This window comes from Micromonospora sp. WMMD730 (genome assembly GCF_049178955.1).
GTDB lineage: Bacteria > Actinomycetota > Actinomycetes > Mycobacteriales > Micromonosporaceae > Micromonospora > Micromonospora wenchangensis.
Genome location: NZ_JBMHML010000002.1, coordinates 4964226 through 4979746 on the forward strand (window position 1 = coordinate 4964226; position 15521 = coordinate 4979746).

Consider the following 15521-nt stretch of genomic DNA (forward strand, 5'->3'; position numbering starts at 1 on the left):
GACGGATCGGCGGTGGTCACGACGTCCGGCCCTGCGGGGGCACCCGGTGCGGCGGTTCGTCGACCGCCCGCCACGCCTGGTCGAGCACGCTGACCCGGGGCCGGCTGAGCCGCCACCGGCGGTAGGCCTCCCCCGCGCTGAGCCGCGCCGCGCGCCGCTGGGCGGGCGGGGCGGTGGCGATCCGGGTGAGCAGCGCGCCCAGCGCCGCCGGGGTCAGCTCGGTGAGCACCTGCCCACCGCCGTCGTGCAGCACGGACGTCCACGGCGTCCGGTCCGAACAGATCACCGGGCAGTACGCCGCGAGGCTCTCCGCGATGGCGTTGCCGAAGTTCTCGCCCCGGGTCGGCAGGACGGACGCGTCGTACCTGGCGAACGTCGGGCCGACCTGCCCGGGGGGAAGCTCACCCCGGTAGCTGACCACCGACGGGTCCGGCAGGGCCGCCCACAGTTCCCGGCAGCGTTGCCAGTACCTCGGGTCCTCGACCGGGCCGTAGACGTCCAGCCGGACCGGGGCCCGGACGTGGGCGAGCGCGGCGAGCAGCAGGTCGAGGTTCTTCATCGGGGAGATCCGGCTGATGAAGACCAGCCGCATGTGGTCGGCGGGCGGCAGCTCGGCCGGGGCGGGGTGCGGCTCGGGGCCGGGGGCGATCGCCACCACCCCGATGCGGGCCCGGGGCAGCACCCGGCGGATGTCGGCGACCTCCTGCGGGCCGGTGGCGTGCCACAGCACCCGGGGTCCCCGCAGCATCCACCGCCAGCCGGCCAGGAACACCCGCTTGCGCAGCCGGTGCAGGCCGAGGGCGGCCGCGCCGAACTCGCCCCGGGGGGCCACCAGGATGCGTTCCGCCCGCAGCAGGCCGAGCCGGGCCGCGACGATGGGCATGATCGAGAAGACCGACCAGACGCTGTTGACGTAGAGCAGGTCGAACCGGGCCGAGCGCAGCGAGCGCCAGAGCGTCCGCCAGTGCGCCGGGTGCCGTGGGCCGAGATAGAAGATGTCGGTGCGGCCCCGGCGTACCCAGGTGCCGGACAGGCCGGGATAGGCGGCGGGGCAACCGAGGTCGCGGTCGCGGGTCAGCAGGACGGTGGCGACACCGGCGCTCGCCGTGTCGAGCACGTCGGACAGGGATCGCACGGGTCCTCCGGCGCGCCAGCCGGGGCTGAAGTAGCCGGCCGTGACGAGGACCCGGAAACTCTTCCCGTCGGCTTCGGCCAACCGTTCGTCGACTTCCGTCGCGGGGCTGGTGTCGCCGGCCATCCTCGCTCCTCGCTGAAGACACGAAACTGAGTGGCTCAACGAGCGGAGACGCTTTTCGTGACTGCGTTCCGCAATTATCGCGAAGCTGTCGAACATTAGCCGCAAAACCCGCAGCAAGCAGGGTGTAAGCCGGTATAAGGAAGTCGGCGAACACACATCTGACCCGGCCCGAGAGGACCCCCATGTCGCGAGTGGCACTCATATCCGGCACCACCGGTCAGGACGGCAGTTATCTGTCCGAGTTCCTACTCGACAAGGGCTACACGGTGCACGGGATAAAGCGAAGGTCGTCCTCGTTCAACACCGAACGGATCGACCGGGTCGACGTCCATCCCCGCGACGGCGAGGCCCGGATGTTCCTCCACTACAGCGACCTGTCCGACCCGGCGTCGTTGACCGCGCTGATCCGCGACATCCGGCCGGACGAGATCTACAACCTCGGCGCGCAGAGCCACGTCCGCGTCTCCTTCGACATCCCCGGCTACACCGCCGACGTCACCGGGCTCGGTGCCCTGCGGATGCTGGAGGCGGCCCGGGCGGCCGGCGTCGACTGCCGCTTCTACCAGGCGTCCTCGTCGGAGATGTTCGGTTCCGCCCCGCCCCCGCAACGCGAGCAGACCCCGTTCCACCCCCGCAGCCCGTACGCGTGCGCCAAGGTCTACGCCTACTGGACGGCGGTCAACTACCGCGAGTCGTGGGGCATGTTCTGCGTCAACGGCATCCTGTTCAACCACGAGAGCCCCCGGCGGGGCGAGAACTTCGTCACCCGCAAGATCACCCGTGCGGTCGCCCGGATCGAGGCCGGCATCCAGGACAAGCTCTACCTGGGCAACCTCGACGCCGTCCGGGACTGGGGCTACGCCCCGGAGTACGTCGAGGCGATGTGGCTGTCCCTGCAACAGGACACCCCCGACGACTACGTGGTGGCCACCGGCGAGGGGCACTCGGTGCGGGAGTTCGTCGAGGCCGCCTTCGACCGGGTCGGGCTCGACTGGCAACGGTACGTCGAGATCGACCCCCGCTACTTCCGCCCGGCCGAGGTCGACGCGCTCATCGGCGACTACACCAAGGCCCGGCGGCGGCTGGGCTGGGCGCCCAAGACCCTCTTCGGCGACCTGGTACGGATCATGGTGGACGCCGACCGGCAACTGCTGGAGGACGAGCGGATGGGGCGCCTGGTGCGGGTGGACCGATGAGGATCACCGTCGAGGCCACCCCCATCCGGCCGGGCCACGCCGCCGGCGTCGAGGCGTTCACCTACGGCCTGCTCACCGGCATGGCCGCCGACACCTCATGCGAGCTGCGGGTGAACATCCTGCGGGGCACCCTGGACCGGTGGCGCGAGCAGGTGCCCGCCGACCGGCTCGGCTGGGCCGAGGTCACCCAGCCGCTGCGCTCGGACACCGCCGGCGGGCAGCTGCTGCGCCGGTGGACACCGACCCGGGTCCGCGACTCGATCGCCGTACGCCGGGCGGTCAACGCGGTCCGGCAGCGTTCGGTGCCCCGGCAGCGCGGCGCGGACGTCACGCTCCACCCGTTCCACAGTGCCCCGATCGGTCCCGGCCCGTCCGTCGTCGTCGTGCACGACCTGCGGCACCTGCTGGCCGCCTTCCACGCCCCCGGTTTCGCCGCGGTGGTCCGGGAGAACGTGGCCCGCGCCGACGCCGTGGTGGTCACCTGGCCGCACCCGTACCGGGAGATGTTGCGGCTGTTCCCCGAGGCGGCGGAGCGGACCGCGCTCATCCCGACCCCGACGTTCCAACCCGCGCCCGCCCGCGCCGCCGCGCGCCCCGAACCGGGCCTGCTGCTCTACCCGTCGTCCACCGCGAGCCACAAGAACCACGCGACGCTGCTGGAGGCGATGGCGCTGCTACCGCAGTGCCGGCTGGTCTGCCCCGGGCCGCTGGTCGAGCCGGACGCCAGCCGGCTGCTCGCCCGCGCCGCGCAGCCCGACCTGCGCGGCCGGGTCTCCTTTCCCGGTTTCGTCACCCTCGACGAGCTGAACGCCCTCTACGCCCGCGCCGACGCGGTGGTGATCCCGTCGCTGTGGGAGGCGGCGAGCGGTGCCATGCTGGAGGCGTTCAGCTGGGGCCTGCCCGTCGCCTGCGCGGACGCCGAGCCGCTGCTGGCGCAGTTGGAGTTCACCGGGGCCGAGGCGGCCGTCTTCCGGGCCACCGACCCCGCCTCGCTGGCCGAGGCGGTCTACCGGCTGCTGGCCGACCGGGCGCACTACGCCGCCGCCGCCCGGCACGCCGACGGCCGGCTGGCCACCCGCACCTGGACGGCGACCGGCGGCGACTACCTCGACGTGCTGCGCTGGGTGGCCGACGGCCGGCCCGGACCGATGCCGCGCTCGGCGTTCGCCGCCGAACTGACCGGGGAGGAACCCTCGTGAGCCTGACCGACGACCGCTATCCGGTGGCCCGTCCGAGCCTGTCCGACCTGGAGGAACGGTACGTCGTCGAGGCCGTGCGCAGCGGCTGGGTCTCCTCCCAGGGCCCCTTCCTCACCGACTTCGAGGACCGCTTCGCCCGCCGGTGCGCCGCCGGTACGGCGGTCGCCACCGCCAACGGCACGGTCGCCCTGCACCTCGTCCTCGCCGCCGCCGGGATCGGTCCGGGCGACGAGGTCATCGTGCCCGCGCTGACCTACGTGGCGACCGCGAACGCCGTCGCGTACTGCGGGGCGCGGGCGGTCTGCGTGGACGTCCTGCCGCAGAGCTGGTGCGTCGACCCGGCCGCGGTCGCCGCGGCGATCGGGCCACGCACCCGGGCGGTCGTCGCCGTCGACCTGTACGGCCACCCCGCCGACTACCCGGCCCTGCGTGCGCTGTGCCACCGGCACGGCCTGCTCCTGGTCGCCGACGCCGCGGAGTCCTTCGGGGCCACCCTCGACGGGGTGCCGACCGGTTCCCTGGCCGACGCCACGACCTTCTCGTTCTTCGGCAACAAGGTGATCACCGCCGGCGAGGGCGGCTGCGTGACCACCTCCGACACCGCGCTGGCCGAGCGGATGCGGCTGCTGCGCAACCAGGGCATGGACCCGCGGCGGCGGTACTACTTCCCGGTGCTGGGCTACAACTACCGGATGACGAACCTGTCCGCCGCGCTGCTCTGCGCCCAGCTCGACCGGGCCGACGAGATCATCGCCCGGCGGGACGCGGTGATCGCCGGCTACGAGGCGCAGCTCGCCGACGAGCCGTCGCTGTCGGCCCAGCCGGTGCTCGCCGGCGTCCGCCGCGCGCCGTGGATGGCTTGCTTCCTGGTCGGGCCCGCCGGGGACGCCACCTCCCGGGACGCGCTGGCGCTGGCGCTGGACCGGCTCGGCGTGGAGACCCGGCCCTTCTTCGTGCCGATCCCCGAGCTGCCCGCCCACCACGATCCGACGGCGCACTGCCCGGTGACCGTCGACCTGAGCCGGCGGGGTATCAATCTGCCCACGTATCCGGAGCTGACCGAGCCGGGGGTCAAGACGGTGGTGGAACGCGTCCGCGCCGCCCTGGTGGCCGTCGGCTGAGCCGTCGTCCCGGCCGACGCCACCCGGTTCCGCTCCCGATCAGCCCATGGGCGGGACCGGGTGGTGTCGACGGTGAGCCGGTGGGTGGGACCGGGCATCCCACCGGTGGGCCGGCGGGTGGCCGGCCACCCGCCGCAGCAGCAGCAGGTAGCTGCCCGCCCAGGCGACCGCGCTGACCAGGGCCAGTGCCGCGAGAGCGCCCGCCGCGCCGACCGCCCCGCCCAGGACCGCCGCACCGACGACCACCGGCACCCGCAGCCCGCCCAGCAGGACGCCGAGCAGGATCGCCCGGCGACTCGCCTGCTCCACCCGCAGCCCGGCGAAGCCGACGGCAGCCGGCACCGCGAACAGGCTCTCCAGCGCCAGCAGCACCAGCAGGCTACGGGCCAGTTCCCAGTTGCCGCCGAGCAGCATCCTGCCCAGCGGGTCGGGCAGCAGGGCGACCGCCGCCGTCATCGGCAGGACACCGACGGCCACCAGCAGCGAGACCCGCACGGCCGCCCGGGACCGGACCGACCGGGACGCGGTACGGGTGCGGGCCAGGTAGGGCAGGGTCAGCGTGGCCGCGGTGGACAGAAGCAGATTCACCGGCCCCAGCAGGGTCCGCCCGGCGCTCAACGCGCCGACCACCGGGGTGCCCGCGAAGGCGGCCACCGCGCTCAGCGACACCTGCGCCGACCCGGTGGTGAGCAGGAACTGCGTACCGAATCCCAGCGCGACCCGGCGCTGCGTCCGGTCGACGTACCAGCCGGGCCGCAGGGCGTAGCCGCGCCGGACCGCGACGACCACGCCCACGCCGCCACCGCCGACCGCCCAGCCGGCCACCACCCACGGCGCGTCGACCAGGCCGAGCAGGCCGGCCAGCGCGGCGCAGCAGGTGACCGCCGCCCAGGTCGCCTCCTGCCACAGCGCGCCCGACGGGACGCCGAGCCCGACGGCGACCGCCTTCGCGTGGTCGTAGAGCACCAGGCCCGGCAGGGCGAGGCCCACCCCGACCAGATAGGGCGACCCGTAGGCCACGCCGGCGGCACCGACCGGACCACCGCAGAGCACGCCGAGCAGGACGACCCGTCGGGTGGCCGAGGCGACGCCCGTCCCCGCCGCCAGCGTCGCCTCGGTCACCATGCTGCGCACCAGCCCGGAGCCGAGCACGTAACACGAGAAGGCCAACGCGAACTCGCCCACCCCGCCGATCGACTCCAGCCGGGTGACGGTGACCGCCACCAGCAGGTTGCCCCCGCTGGACAGCCCCCCGACGACCAGCGCGAGCAGGGCCCGGCGACCGCGTCGGGGGGCATCCGGGGGACCGGCGCGGCCAGCCCGGGAGCGGACCGGAACGGTCACCGGACGGCACCCACCGGCAGCCTCACCTCGTCGTCGCGACCGGCGGGGCCGCTGCGGGTCAGCCACAGCAGCAGGAAGACCGGTGCGGCCGACACCACGTGTTGCAGGAACCCGATGGTGCAGTCGGGATAGGTCCCCGACCAGAGCAGCACGTCGGAGAAGACCAGGCAGAACAGCGTCAGCCGGACCGGGCCGGGCCGGCTCCGCCAGCGCAGCAGCAACGCCACGAAGCCCGCCCAGAAGGCGTGCACGGCCACCATGCCGGCGGGCCCGTCGAAGAACCAGATGTTGCCCAACAGCAGGAAGGTGTACGCCGACGTCGGCCCCCCGCCGAGGAACTGGTTGATCTGCTGCCCGGTGGACAGCGCCGGCCGGTCCGGATCGAGCACCCGGGGCACCAGCCCGTACCTGAAGTAGTCGGCGACACCGGGCTGGCCGATCTCGACCGGCACCTCGAACGCCGCCACGGCGGTGAGCTGGCTGTCCAGCCGGAGCCGGTCGGCAGCGGTGACCTGGGTGTCCACCGCCACCCCCCGCTCCTCCCGGATGGCGTTGCGCTGGGCGAACATGGCGGGCCAGGCGAGCAGGAGCACCACCGCCCAGAGCAGGAGGTGACGCAGCCGGAAGACCCCGCAGACCGCCCCGGCGGCGGCGACGAAGAACACCAGGGCGACCAGCGGCGCGGACCGGGCCGTCAGCGCCGCGACGTACGCCTCCACCCCGACGAGCACGGCCACCCAGCAGTACAACCGCTGCGACGACAGCCGACCGCTGAGGTGGCTGCCCACCAACAGGGCGAAGCCCAGGGTGCCCCAACCGGAGAAGAGGGCGCACACCATCGCGAGAGGGTTGTCGGACAGGTCGCCGGACACCTGGGCGACGACGGTCCCCCGCCCGAGGTGGGCCCCGGTGATGCTCGCCACCATCCCGGTCAGGGTCACCAGCCGGGCCACCGGGTAGATCCGGGGATATCGGGCGGTCGCCTGTCGCATCCCCTGCCGCCACCGGGGATCGGGACGCCCGAGGAACAGGCCCAACGTCTCCACGCTGACGCTGCCCACCAGGGCCAGCCCCACCAGGAGCACGATGAAGCCGGTCTGCGGGTTGTCGTTGAGCACCGCCATCGGGAGGATGAACACCGCGTACGGGGCGAGCACCAGGAAGCTGACCGGATAGCACCGCAGCAGCCCGCCGACCAGCTCCCGCTGCCGTCGGGACCAGCCGCCGTGGCCCGGCCCGGCCGACCCCGCGCCGCTCACCCCGAGCCCGGTTCCACAGTCGACGACCAGCTGTGCTCCGGCCGCCCTGGGCCCGATCATCAGGCGTCCCCCTCGCGGTGAACGCCATGCCGACCGGGGCCACGCAACGCTTCCGACCGCGCACGCCCGCCGGCAGGCAGCGCCAGACGGTCACCTGCCCCGAGGGGGATCCTGCGGGTCAGCCACAGCAGGAAGAAGACCGTCATGGCCGACACCACGTGTTGCAGGAAGGCGATCGTCGACTCGGGGTAGGTGCCGGACCACAGCAGCACGTCCGAGCAGACGAGGCAGAACAGGCTCAACCGGGCCGGGCCGGGCCGGGCCCGCCACCGCAGCAACAACGCCACGAAGCCCGCCCAGAAGGCGTGCACACCCAGCACCCCGACGGGCCCGTCGAAGAACCAGATGTTGCCCAGCAGCAGGAAGTTGGAGGCGGACGTCGGGCCGCCGCCGAGGAACTGGTTGATCTGCTGCCCGGTGGACAGCGCCGGCCGGTCGGGATCGACGATCCGGGGCACCAGCCCGTACCGGAGGTGGTCGACGAGGCCGGGTTGACCGAGGTCGACGGGGACCTCGATGCCCGCGACGAGGGTCAACTGCCGGTCCAGGCGGATCCGGTCCACTGCCGTCACGGCGTCGCTCACCTCGATGCCCTGGTCCTGGCGGATCTCGTTGCGGTATTCGAAGATGGCCGGCCACAGCAGGACCATCACCACCGTGCCGAGCAGCAGGTACCGCAGCCGGAACACGCCACAGACCACCCCGGCGGAGACCACGAAGAAGAGGAAGGCGACCAGGGGGGCGGTGAGGGCGGTCAGCATGGTGACGACCGCCTGGGTGGTGACGAGCGCGGCGAGCCAGCCGTACAGCTTGCCCCGGGACAGTCGGCCGCCCAGGTGGCTGGCGACCAGCAACGCGAAGCCGAGCGCGCCCCAGCCGGAGAAGAGCTTGGTCAGCGCCACCATCGGCGCGTCGGACAACTCCCCGGAGATCTGCGCGACGATGCTCCCCCGCCCGAGGTAGGTGCCCAGCAGATCGGCCGCGATGCTGGTCAGCGTCACCAGCCGGGCCACCGGATAGATCCGGGGATAGCGGGCGGTCGCCTGTCGCATCCCCTGCCGCCACTGCGGATCGGGACGCCCGAAGAGCAGACCCAGCGTCTCCACCGAGACGCTACCCAGCAGGGCCAGCCCCACCAGGAGCACGATGAAGCCGGTCTGCGGGTTGTCGTAGAACACCGCCATCGGAAAGATCAGCAACGCGTACGGGGCGAGCACCAGGAAGCTGACCGGATAGCAGCGCAACAGCCCACCGACCAGCTCCCGCTGTCTTCTCGACCGGGCGCCTCGGGACGGGCGGGCCGCCCGGGGGGCGATGGCGTCGATCTGCGGTCCAGGGTCGGTGACCACCCTGGACCAGACCATCAGATGTTCCTCTCGCTGTTTTCGGTCGCCTCATGCGCAACGAGGCAGCGGGAGCGGCGACACGCTCACCGGGAGAAAACCCCGGGAAACGGGCGTAGACGACTACGCCCCGCCGGTCACCGTGCGGTGACCGGCGGGGCGCGACGACCTCGTCCGGCTGCTAGCCCAGCACCTCGTCGACCAGGGACTTCGCCTCGTCCTGGATGCGGGCCAGGTGCTCCGGGCCCTGGAACGACTCGGCATAGATCTTGTAGACGTCCTCGGTGCCCGAGGGGCGGGCGGCGAACCAGCCCGACTCGGTGGTCACCTTGAGCCCGCCGATGGACGCGCCGTTGCCGGGGGCGCTGGTCAGGGTGGCGGTGATCGGCTCGCCGGCCAACTCGGTGGCGGTGACCTGCTCCGGGGACAGCCGGCCCAGCACCGCCTTCTGCTCCCGGCTGGCCGGGGCGTCGATCCGGGCGTACGCGGGTGCGCCGAAGCGCTCGGTCAGTGCGGCGTAGTGCTCGCTCGGGGTCCGGCCGGTGGTGGCGATGATCTCGGCGGCCAGCAGGCAGAGCAGGATGCCGTCCTTGTCGGTGGTCCACGTGCTGCCGTCGCGGCGTAGGAACGACGCCCCGGCGCTCTCCTCGCCGCCGAAGCCGACCGTGCCGTCGAGCAGCCCGGGGACGAACCACTTGAAGCCGACCGGCACCTCCAGCAGCGGCCGGCCCAGGTCGGCGGCGATCCGGTCGATCATCGAGGAGGAGACCAGGGTCTTGCCGACGGCCGCCGCCGGACCCCACTGCGACCGGGTACGGAACAGGTGCCCGATCGCCACCGCCAGGTAGTGGTTGGGGTTCATCAGGCCCCCGTCGGGGGTGACGATGCCGTGCCGGTCGGCGTCGGCGTCGTTGCCGGTGGAGACCTGGAACCTGTCCCGGGCGGCGATCAGCGACGCCATCGCGTTGGGCGAGGAGCAGTCCATCCGGATCTTGCCGTCGCCGTCGAGGGTCATGAACCGCCAGGTCGGGTCGACCAGCGGGTTGATCACGGTGAGGTCGAGGCGGTGCCGCTGCGCGATCTCACCCCAGTAGGCGACGCTTGCCCCGCCGAGCGGGTCGGCCCCGATCCGCACCCCGGCGTCGCGGATCGCGTCGATGTCGAGCACCGACGGCAGGTCGTCGACGTAGCCGGCGAGGAAGTCGTACGTGCCGGTGGTGTCGGCGGCGCGCGCCCGCGCGTACGGGATGCGTCTGACCTCCTTGAGCCCGGCGGCCAGGATCGCGTTCGCCCGGTCCTGGATCCACCTCGTGACGTCGGTGTCGGCGGGCCCGCCGTTGGTCGGGTTGTACTTGAAGCCGCCGTCGTCGGGCGGGTTGTGCGAGGGGGTGATCACGATGCCGTCGGCGAGCCCGTCGGTGCGCCCCCGGTTGTGGGTGAGCACGGCGTGCGACAGCGCCGGGGTGGGGGTGTAGCCGTCGCGGCTGTCCCGCAGCACGGTCACCCCGTTGCCGGCGAGCACCTCCAGCGCGTCGGCCTCGGCGGGGGCGGACAGCGCGTGGGTGTCCCGGGCCAGGAACAGCGGCCCCGTCAGGCCCTGTTCGCGGCGGTAGTCGCACAGCGCCTGGGTGACGGCGAGGATGTGGTCGGAGTTGAACGCGTTGCGCAGGCTGGACCCCCGGTGGCCGGAGGTACCGAAGGAGACCTGCTGCGCCGGGTCGTCCGGGTCCGGGTGCTCGGCGTAGTAGGCGGTCACCAGCCGGGGCACGTCGACCAGGTCGGCGGGCTCGGCGGGCTGTCCGGCACGGGGGTGGGCCACTGCGGAAACCTCCTCGGGTGGTACGGGGCGGGTGCGGTGTCTTCCCGGCGGCGGCCGGGTCACACACCCGGGCTCAGGGCTCGACGCGCTGCCCCTTGCCGATGACGACGACGCCGTTGTCGGAGACCGTGTAGCGCTGCCGGTCCTTCTCCAGGTCGACCCCGATCTCGGCGCCCTCGGGCACGAAGACGTTCTTGTCGAGGATGGCCCGGCGGATCACGGCATGCCGGCCCACCTCGACACCCTCCATCAGCACCGCGCCGTCGACCTGCGCCCAGGAGTGCACCTTGACCTTGGGTGAGACGACCGAGTTCTCCACCAGCGAGCCGGAGATCACCGCGCCGGGCGAGATCATCGAGCCGACCGCCCGGCCGACCCGCTCGCCCCACTGGTGGACGAACTTCGCCGGCGGGTACGGCGGCTGGTCGGTGTAGATGGGCCAGTCGAAGTTGTAGAGGTTGAACACCGGGTGCACGTTGATCAGATCCATGTGCGCGTCGTAGAACGAGTCGAGCGTCCCCACGTCCCGCCAGTAGCCCCGGTCCCGGTCGGTGCTGCCGGGCACCTCGTTGTCCTTGAAGTCGTAGACGTTGGCCTCGCCCCGCTCGACAAGCATCGGAATGATGCTGCCGCCCATGTCGTGCTTGCTGGTCTTGTCGGCCGCATCGCGTTCCACGACCTCGCAGAGCGCCCGGGTGGAGAAGACGTAGTTGCCCATCGAGGCGTAGATCTGGTCGGGGGCGTCGGGCAGGCCGACCGCGTCGGTGGGCTTCTCCCGGAACGCCCGGATCCGCTTGCCGTCCTCGCCGACCTCGATCACGCCGAACTGGTCGGCCATCGACAGCGGTTGGCGGATGCCGGCGACGGTGACCGCCGCGCCGGAGGCGATGTGGTCGTCGACCATCTGCCGGGGGTCCATCCGGTAGATGTGGTCGGCGCCGAAGACGATCACGTAGTCCGGCTGCTCGTCGTTGATCAGGTTGAAGCTCTGGTAGATCGCGTCGGCGGAGCCGGCGAACCACCACGGGCCCCGACGCTGCTGGGCCGGCACCGGCGTGACGTAGTTGCCGAGCAGCGTCGACATCCGCCACGTCTTGGTGATGTGCCGGTCCAACGAGTGGGACTTGTACTGGGTCAGCACGACGATCTTGAGAAAGCCGGCGTTCGCCAGATTGGACAGGACGAAATCGACCATGCGGTACATCCCGCCGAACGGGACGGCCGGCTTGGCCCGGTCCGCGGTGAGCGGCATCAGGCGCTTGCCCTCTCCACCGGCCAGGACGATCGCGAGCACCTTGGCAGCCATGACCAGACGCTATCCATACCGCTGCGACTTCACCACTCGTACGGGCACAGTTCCGCGACCGGTGCGCGGCCGGATTCTGCACTAGGGTGCCGGGCATGACCGACTCCGCCCCGCTGCGCGTGGACCTGCTGACCCGCGAGTACCCGCCGGAGGTGTACGGCGGGGCCGGGGTGCACGTCGAGTACCTGGCCCGGGAACTGCGCCGGCTCGCCGACGTCCGGGTGCACTGCTTCGGCGCGGCCCGCGACGAACCGGGCGTCACCGCGTACCCCGAGCCGGCCGCCCTGGACGGCGCGAACGCGGCGCTGCGCACCATGGGCGTCGACCTGGCGATGGCCGCCGGGTGCGCCGGCACCGACGTGGTGCACAGCCACACCTGGTATGCCAACCTGGCCGGGCACACCGCCAAGCTGCTGTACGGGGTGCCGCACGTGGTGACCGCGCACAGCCTGGAGCCGCTGCGCCCGTGGAAGGCCGAGCAGCTCGGCGGCGGCTACGCGCTCTCCTCGTGGTGCGAGCGGACGGCGATGGAGTCCGCCGACGCGATCGTCGCGGTCAGCGCGGGGATGCGCCGGGACGTGCTGACCGCCTACCCGGCGGTGAACCCCGACCGGGTGCGGGTGGTCTACAACGGCATCGACACCGCCCAGTACTCCCCCGACCACGGCACCGACGTGCTGGACCGGCTGGGCATCGACCCCGCCCGCCCCAGCGTGGTGTACGTCGGGCGGATCACCAGGCAGAAGGGCCTGCCCTACCTGCTGCGGGCGGCCCGGGAACTGCCCGCCGACACCCAGCTCGTGCTGCTCGCCGGCGCCCCGGACACCCCGGAGATCGCCGCCGAGGTGGAGGGTCTGGTCACCGAGTTGCGGGCCAACCGGTCCGGGGTGGTCTGGGTGGCCGAGATGCTGCCCAAGCCCGAGGTGATCCAGGTGCTCACCCACGCCACGATCTTCGTCTGCCCCTCGGTCTACGAGCCGATGGGCATCGTCAACCTGGAGGCGATGGCCTGCGAGACGGCGGTGGTGGCGACCGCCACCGGCGGCATCCCCGAGGTGGTCGCCGACGGCGAGACCGGGCTGCTGGTGCCGATCGAGCAGGCCGGCGACGGTTCCGGCAACCCGCTGGACCCGGACCGCTTCGTCGCCGACCTCGGCAGGACGATCAACGGGTTGCTGGCCGACCCGAAGCGCACCGAGGCGTTCGGTCTCGCCGGCCGGCGGCGGGCCGTGGAGCACTTCTCCTGGGACGCCATCGCCGTCCAGACCCTGGAGCTGTACCGCTCACTGCTCGCATAGGGCGGGTTCTTCTCCCCGTCCTCCCGCCGCTGCCACGCAGGCTGGGCGGAGCAGGGGCCGGTTACTCGCCGGGCGCGATCAACTTCAGCGTCGGGAAGTACGAGCGGTAGCGGCTGCTGTCGCGGGTGAGCAGGCGGTAGCGGCAGACCGCCGCGTGCGCGCCGATGTAGAAGTCGGCGATCGGCGAACGCTTGGCGCCGCCCTGCCGGCGGTATCGCGCGTTAGCCTTGCCGGCCAGGAAGCCCGCCGGGTACGGCAGTTCCTCGCGGAGAAAATCCGTGGCGGGCAGCGCATCGTCGAGTTCCTCGACACCGTCGAACCGCACGGATACCTCGGCGTACACGATCGGATTGATCACCAGAACGCCCTCGTCGCGGGCGCTGGCCAGGGCCTCACCCGACCAGTCGGCCCATTGCGGGTCCTCGGTGAAGACGTCCAACAGGACGTTGGTGTCTACCAGCGTGGCAACCGTGTCCGGCACCCGACCGGCGACAGCCCGGATCCGTTCACTCCCCACGGAGAAGGTCCATCAGATCCTCGGTCGACATGCCCCGCACCTCCTGGCCGCTGCCCCTGCCGCGCATGTGTCGGACCAGACGCTGGCCACGGGTGTCGGCATCACTGACGCGCACGATGCGCAGCGCGCCGCCCTCCTCGATCACGTCTACCTCATCGCCCTCGTGCAGGTTGTACCGGACCCGCAGTTCCGCCGGGATCGTCACCTGACCCTTGCTGTTCAACCTCATGGCAGGCCCCCTAGATACGTAATACACATGATACGTGTCGCAGGTCTCTGCCCGGCTGCTCTCAGGTGACGTGAAGGATGGCGGCGAGGTGGACCAGGGCCGGCGGGGCGGCGGCGCAACGGGCCACCGCGGCGACCAGGGGGCGCACCGCCGGGCGGTCGTGCACCTCGCTGCGGGCGGTGCGCTCCGCCTCCGTGGTCGGCGAACTGCTCCTGGACGGTGTGACCCGCTCGATCCGGTTCGGCGCGCCACGACCAGGGGCGAAGCTGCCGTCGATCGCGGAACTCCGCGAGCAGTACAAGGCCAGCGCGACACCGAGCCGGCTGGCGCTTCGCATTTTGGATTGCCCGCCCGCACAATGCGCAACCCCGACGGGGGTACCACTCTCCAGAGGTCGTATGACTGTCGGGCATCTTTATGCCTGACAGTCATACGGGTCTCCGACGAACGTACCGCCGGACGGAGGCAGGCTCCATGAGCATCCCGATGGGCTATCGGAAGATCGCCGCCGACCTGCATGCCGTATCCAGCAGGGCGGGAGACAGCACCCCGCGCCCTCCGCTCGCCGATACGACGTGCCCGGCTGGCAGAAAGATGCCAGCCGGGCACACGTGTCTCCGGACAGGTGACGCGGGGAGGGGATCCGACGCGGGGCAGGAGCCTGAGAGGGGGCAGGGACCTACCGCACGGCTGGGCCACGCGGCAGCACCGCCGGAGAACTACGGGCAGGACGGAGGCCTGCGCGCAGCGGGGAGGGCTACGAGCAGGGCCGGACCCAGGCGGTGCTGACCCAGCCGTTGGTGTCACCCGAGGCGTCCCAGAGCGAGACGTGGTAGCGGCCGTTGGCCTCCTGCGCCGCGAACATGCGGGTGTTGTAGCCGACCGAGTGCGGCCACTTCGTGGTCGACGAGGTGCTGTCCACGAACACGGACAGGCTGACGGCGGTGGAGCACTTGCTGTACTGGTAGTAGGCGGCCTGGGCGGCACCGCCGGTCGCCACGGCCGCGCCGAGGCTGGTCAGGGCGGTCGCCGTCACCAGGGCTGCCGCGCGCTTGCCGATCGTGCTCATGGATACCTCCGGGTCGTCGGGTGGGTGGGTCCGGGCCGCGCCGTCGTCAGCGTCGGCGTCGGGTCGCTCAGCAGGCGCGGACCCAGGCGGTGCTGACCCAGCCGTTGGTGTCACCCGAGGTGTCCCAGAGCGAGACGTGGTAGCGGCCGTTGGCCTCCTGCGCCGCGTACATGACGTTGTTCCAGCCGATCGAGTGCGGCCACCGCGTGGTCGACGAGGTGCTGTCGACGAAGAAGGAGAGCGAGACCGCGGTGGAGCACTTGCGGTACTGGTAGTAGCCGGCCTGGGCGGCGGTGCCGGGCACCACGGCCGCGACGAGGCCGGCGATCGCGGTGCCTGCCACGAGGGTCGCCGTGCGTGATTTGAGCCGATTCATCCTACCTCCAGATCGCGACCTGTCGATTGACCCGGCCGACCATACACACATGGTGATCTCACAGCAACGCCATGTGTCCGGACCTGGGCGGGGACGCCAGGGCGGGGCGAAGGGGACGCTTGGTTGA

At 72.1% G+C, this 15521-nt stretch carries 16 protein-coding genes; 5 read left to right on the top strand and 11 right to left on the bottom strand.

The features are described 5' to 3' along the window. Positions 1-16: 16 nt before the first annotated feature. The gene (locus ACN265_RS21380; protein WP_421409113.1) at positions 17-1258 is read right to left on the bottom strand and encodes a glycosyltransferase family 4 protein; all 1242 of its coding nucleotides are present in this window, start codon (positions 1256-1258) and stop codon (positions 17-19) included. A 182-nt stretch (positions 1259-1440) separates the two neighbouring features. Here ACN265_RS21380 and gmd point away from each other — a divergent pair, with 182 nt between their 5' ends. The 3 genes from gmd to ACN265_RS21395 are packed head-to-tail and all read left to right on the top strand — an operon-like array spanning position 1441 to position 4774. Then, on the top strand, positions 1441-2454 hold the full coding sequence (gmd, locus tag ACN265_RS21385; protein WP_421409114.1) for a GDP-mannose 4,6-dehydratase: 1014 nt from the start codon (positions 1441-1443) through the stop codon (positions 2452-2454). After that, positions 2451-3653 carry a glycosyltransferase gene (locus ACN265_RS21390; protein ID WP_421409116.1) on the top strand — a complete coding sequence of 401 codons (1203 nt, stop codon included), beginning with the start codon at positions 2451-2453 and terminating at the stop codon, positions 3651-3653. The genes gmd and ACN265_RS21390 overlap by 4 nt, the downstream gene beginning before the upstream one ends. Beyond that, complete coding sequence (locus ACN265_RS21395; RefSeq protein ID WP_421409117.1) at positions 3650-4774, top strand: DegT/DnrJ/EryC1/StrS family aminotransferase; 1125 nt, start codon at positions 3650-3652, stop codon at positions 4772-4774. Before ACN265_RS21390 ends, ACN265_RS21395 begins: the two co-directional genes overlap by 4 nt. 39 nt (positions 4775-4813) lie before the next feature. Here ACN265_RS21395 and ACN265_RS21400 read toward each other — a convergent pair whose 3' ends face one another. The 5 genes from ACN265_RS21400 to glgC form a co-directional block, all read right to left on the bottom strand. After that, positions 4814-6118, bottom strand: coding sequence for a hypothetical protein (locus tag ACN265_RS21400; RefSeq protein WP_421409119.1), 1305 nt, complete (start codon positions 6116-6118; stop codon positions 4814-4816). Then, complete coding sequence (locus ACN265_RS21405; RefSeq protein ID WP_421409121.1) at positions 6115-7437, bottom strand: hypothetical protein; 1323 nt, start codon at positions 7435-7437, stop codon at positions 6115-6117. Before ACN265_RS21405 ends, ACN265_RS21400 begins: the two co-directional genes overlap by 4 nt. After that, a complete protein-coding gene (locus ACN265_RS21410; RefSeq protein WP_421409122.1) occupies positions 7437-8801 on the bottom strand; it encodes a hypothetical protein in 1365 nt (454 codons plus the stop codon). The genes ACN265_RS21405 and ACN265_RS21410 overlap by 1 nt, the downstream gene beginning before the upstream one ends. A 160-nt stretch (positions 8802-8961) precedes the next feature. Beyond that, the gene (gene pgm / locus ACN265_RS21415) at positions 8962-10599 is read right to left on the bottom strand and encodes a phosphoglucomutase (alpha-D-glucose-1,6-bisphosphate-dependent) (protein ID WP_421409124.1); all 1638 of its coding nucleotides are present in this window, start codon (positions 10597-10599) and stop codon (positions 8962-8964) included. A gap of 73 nt (positions 10600-10672) precedes the next feature. Then, positions 10673-11905, bottom strand: coding sequence for a glucose-1-phosphate adenylyltransferase (glgC, locus tag ACN265_RS21420; protein ID WP_357932874.1), 1233 nt, complete (start codon positions 11903-11905; stop codon positions 10673-10675). 95 nt (positions 11906-12000) lie between these two features. Between glgC and glgA the strand changes: the two genes are divergently transcribed. Continuing rightward, on the top strand, positions 12001-13203 hold the full coding sequence (gene glgA / locus ACN265_RS21425; RefSeq protein ID WP_377683455.1) for a glycogen synthase: 1203 nt from the start codon (positions 12001-12003) through the stop codon (positions 13201-13203). Between the two features lie 61 nt (positions 13204-13264). Here the strand turns inward: glgA and ACN265_RS21430 are convergent, their stop codons facing one another. The 3 genes from ACN265_RS21430 to ACN265_RS21440 all read right to left on the bottom strand — a co-directional run bounded on the left by ACN265_RS21430 (position 13265) and on the right by ACN265_RS21440 (position 14286). Then, positions 13265-13720 (bottom strand): type II toxin-antitoxin system VapC family toxin, encoded by a 456-nt coding sequence (locus tag ACN265_RS21430; RefSeq protein WP_421409127.1) that lies wholly within the window; start codon positions 13718-13720, stop codon positions 13265-13267. After that, positions 13710-13949: an AbrB/MazE/SpoVT family DNA-binding domain-containing protein gene (locus tag ACN265_RS21435; protein ID WP_421409129.1), complete on the bottom strand. Its 240-nt coding sequence runs from the start codon at positions 13947-13949 to the stop codon at positions 13710-13712. The genes ACN265_RS21430 and ACN265_RS21435 overlap by 11 nt, the downstream gene beginning before the upstream one ends. Before the next feature lie 61 nt (positions 13950-14010). Next, positions 14011-14286: a hypothetical protein gene (locus ACN265_RS21440; RefSeq protein WP_421411741.1), complete on the bottom strand. Its 276-nt coding sequence runs from the start codon at positions 14284-14286 to the stop codon at positions 14011-14013. On the opposite strand from ACN265_RS21440, the gene ACN265_RS21445 reads away from it, so the two are divergent. Continuing rightward, positions 14225-14374 (top strand): hypothetical protein, encoded by a 150-nt coding sequence (locus ACN265_RS21445; protein WP_421411569.1) that lies wholly within the window; start codon positions 14225-14227, stop codon positions 14372-14374. The genes ACN265_RS21440 and ACN265_RS21445 overlap by 62 nt on opposite strands. A gap of 332 nt (positions 14375-14706) precedes the next feature. Here the strand turns inward: ACN265_RS21445 and ACN265_RS21450 are convergent, their stop codons facing one another. After that, complete coding sequence (locus ACN265_RS21450; protein ID WP_204927968.1) at positions 14707-15018, bottom strand: hypothetical protein; 312 nt, start codon at positions 15016-15018, stop codon at positions 14707-14709. 67 nt (positions 15019-15085) lie between these two features. Continuing rightward, positions 15086-15361 (bottom strand): hypothetical protein, encoded by a 276-nt coding sequence (locus tag ACN265_RS21455; RefSeq protein ID WP_420118009.1) that lies wholly within the window; start codon positions 15359-15361, stop codon positions 15086-15088. Positions 15362-15521: the final 160 nt, after the last annotated feature.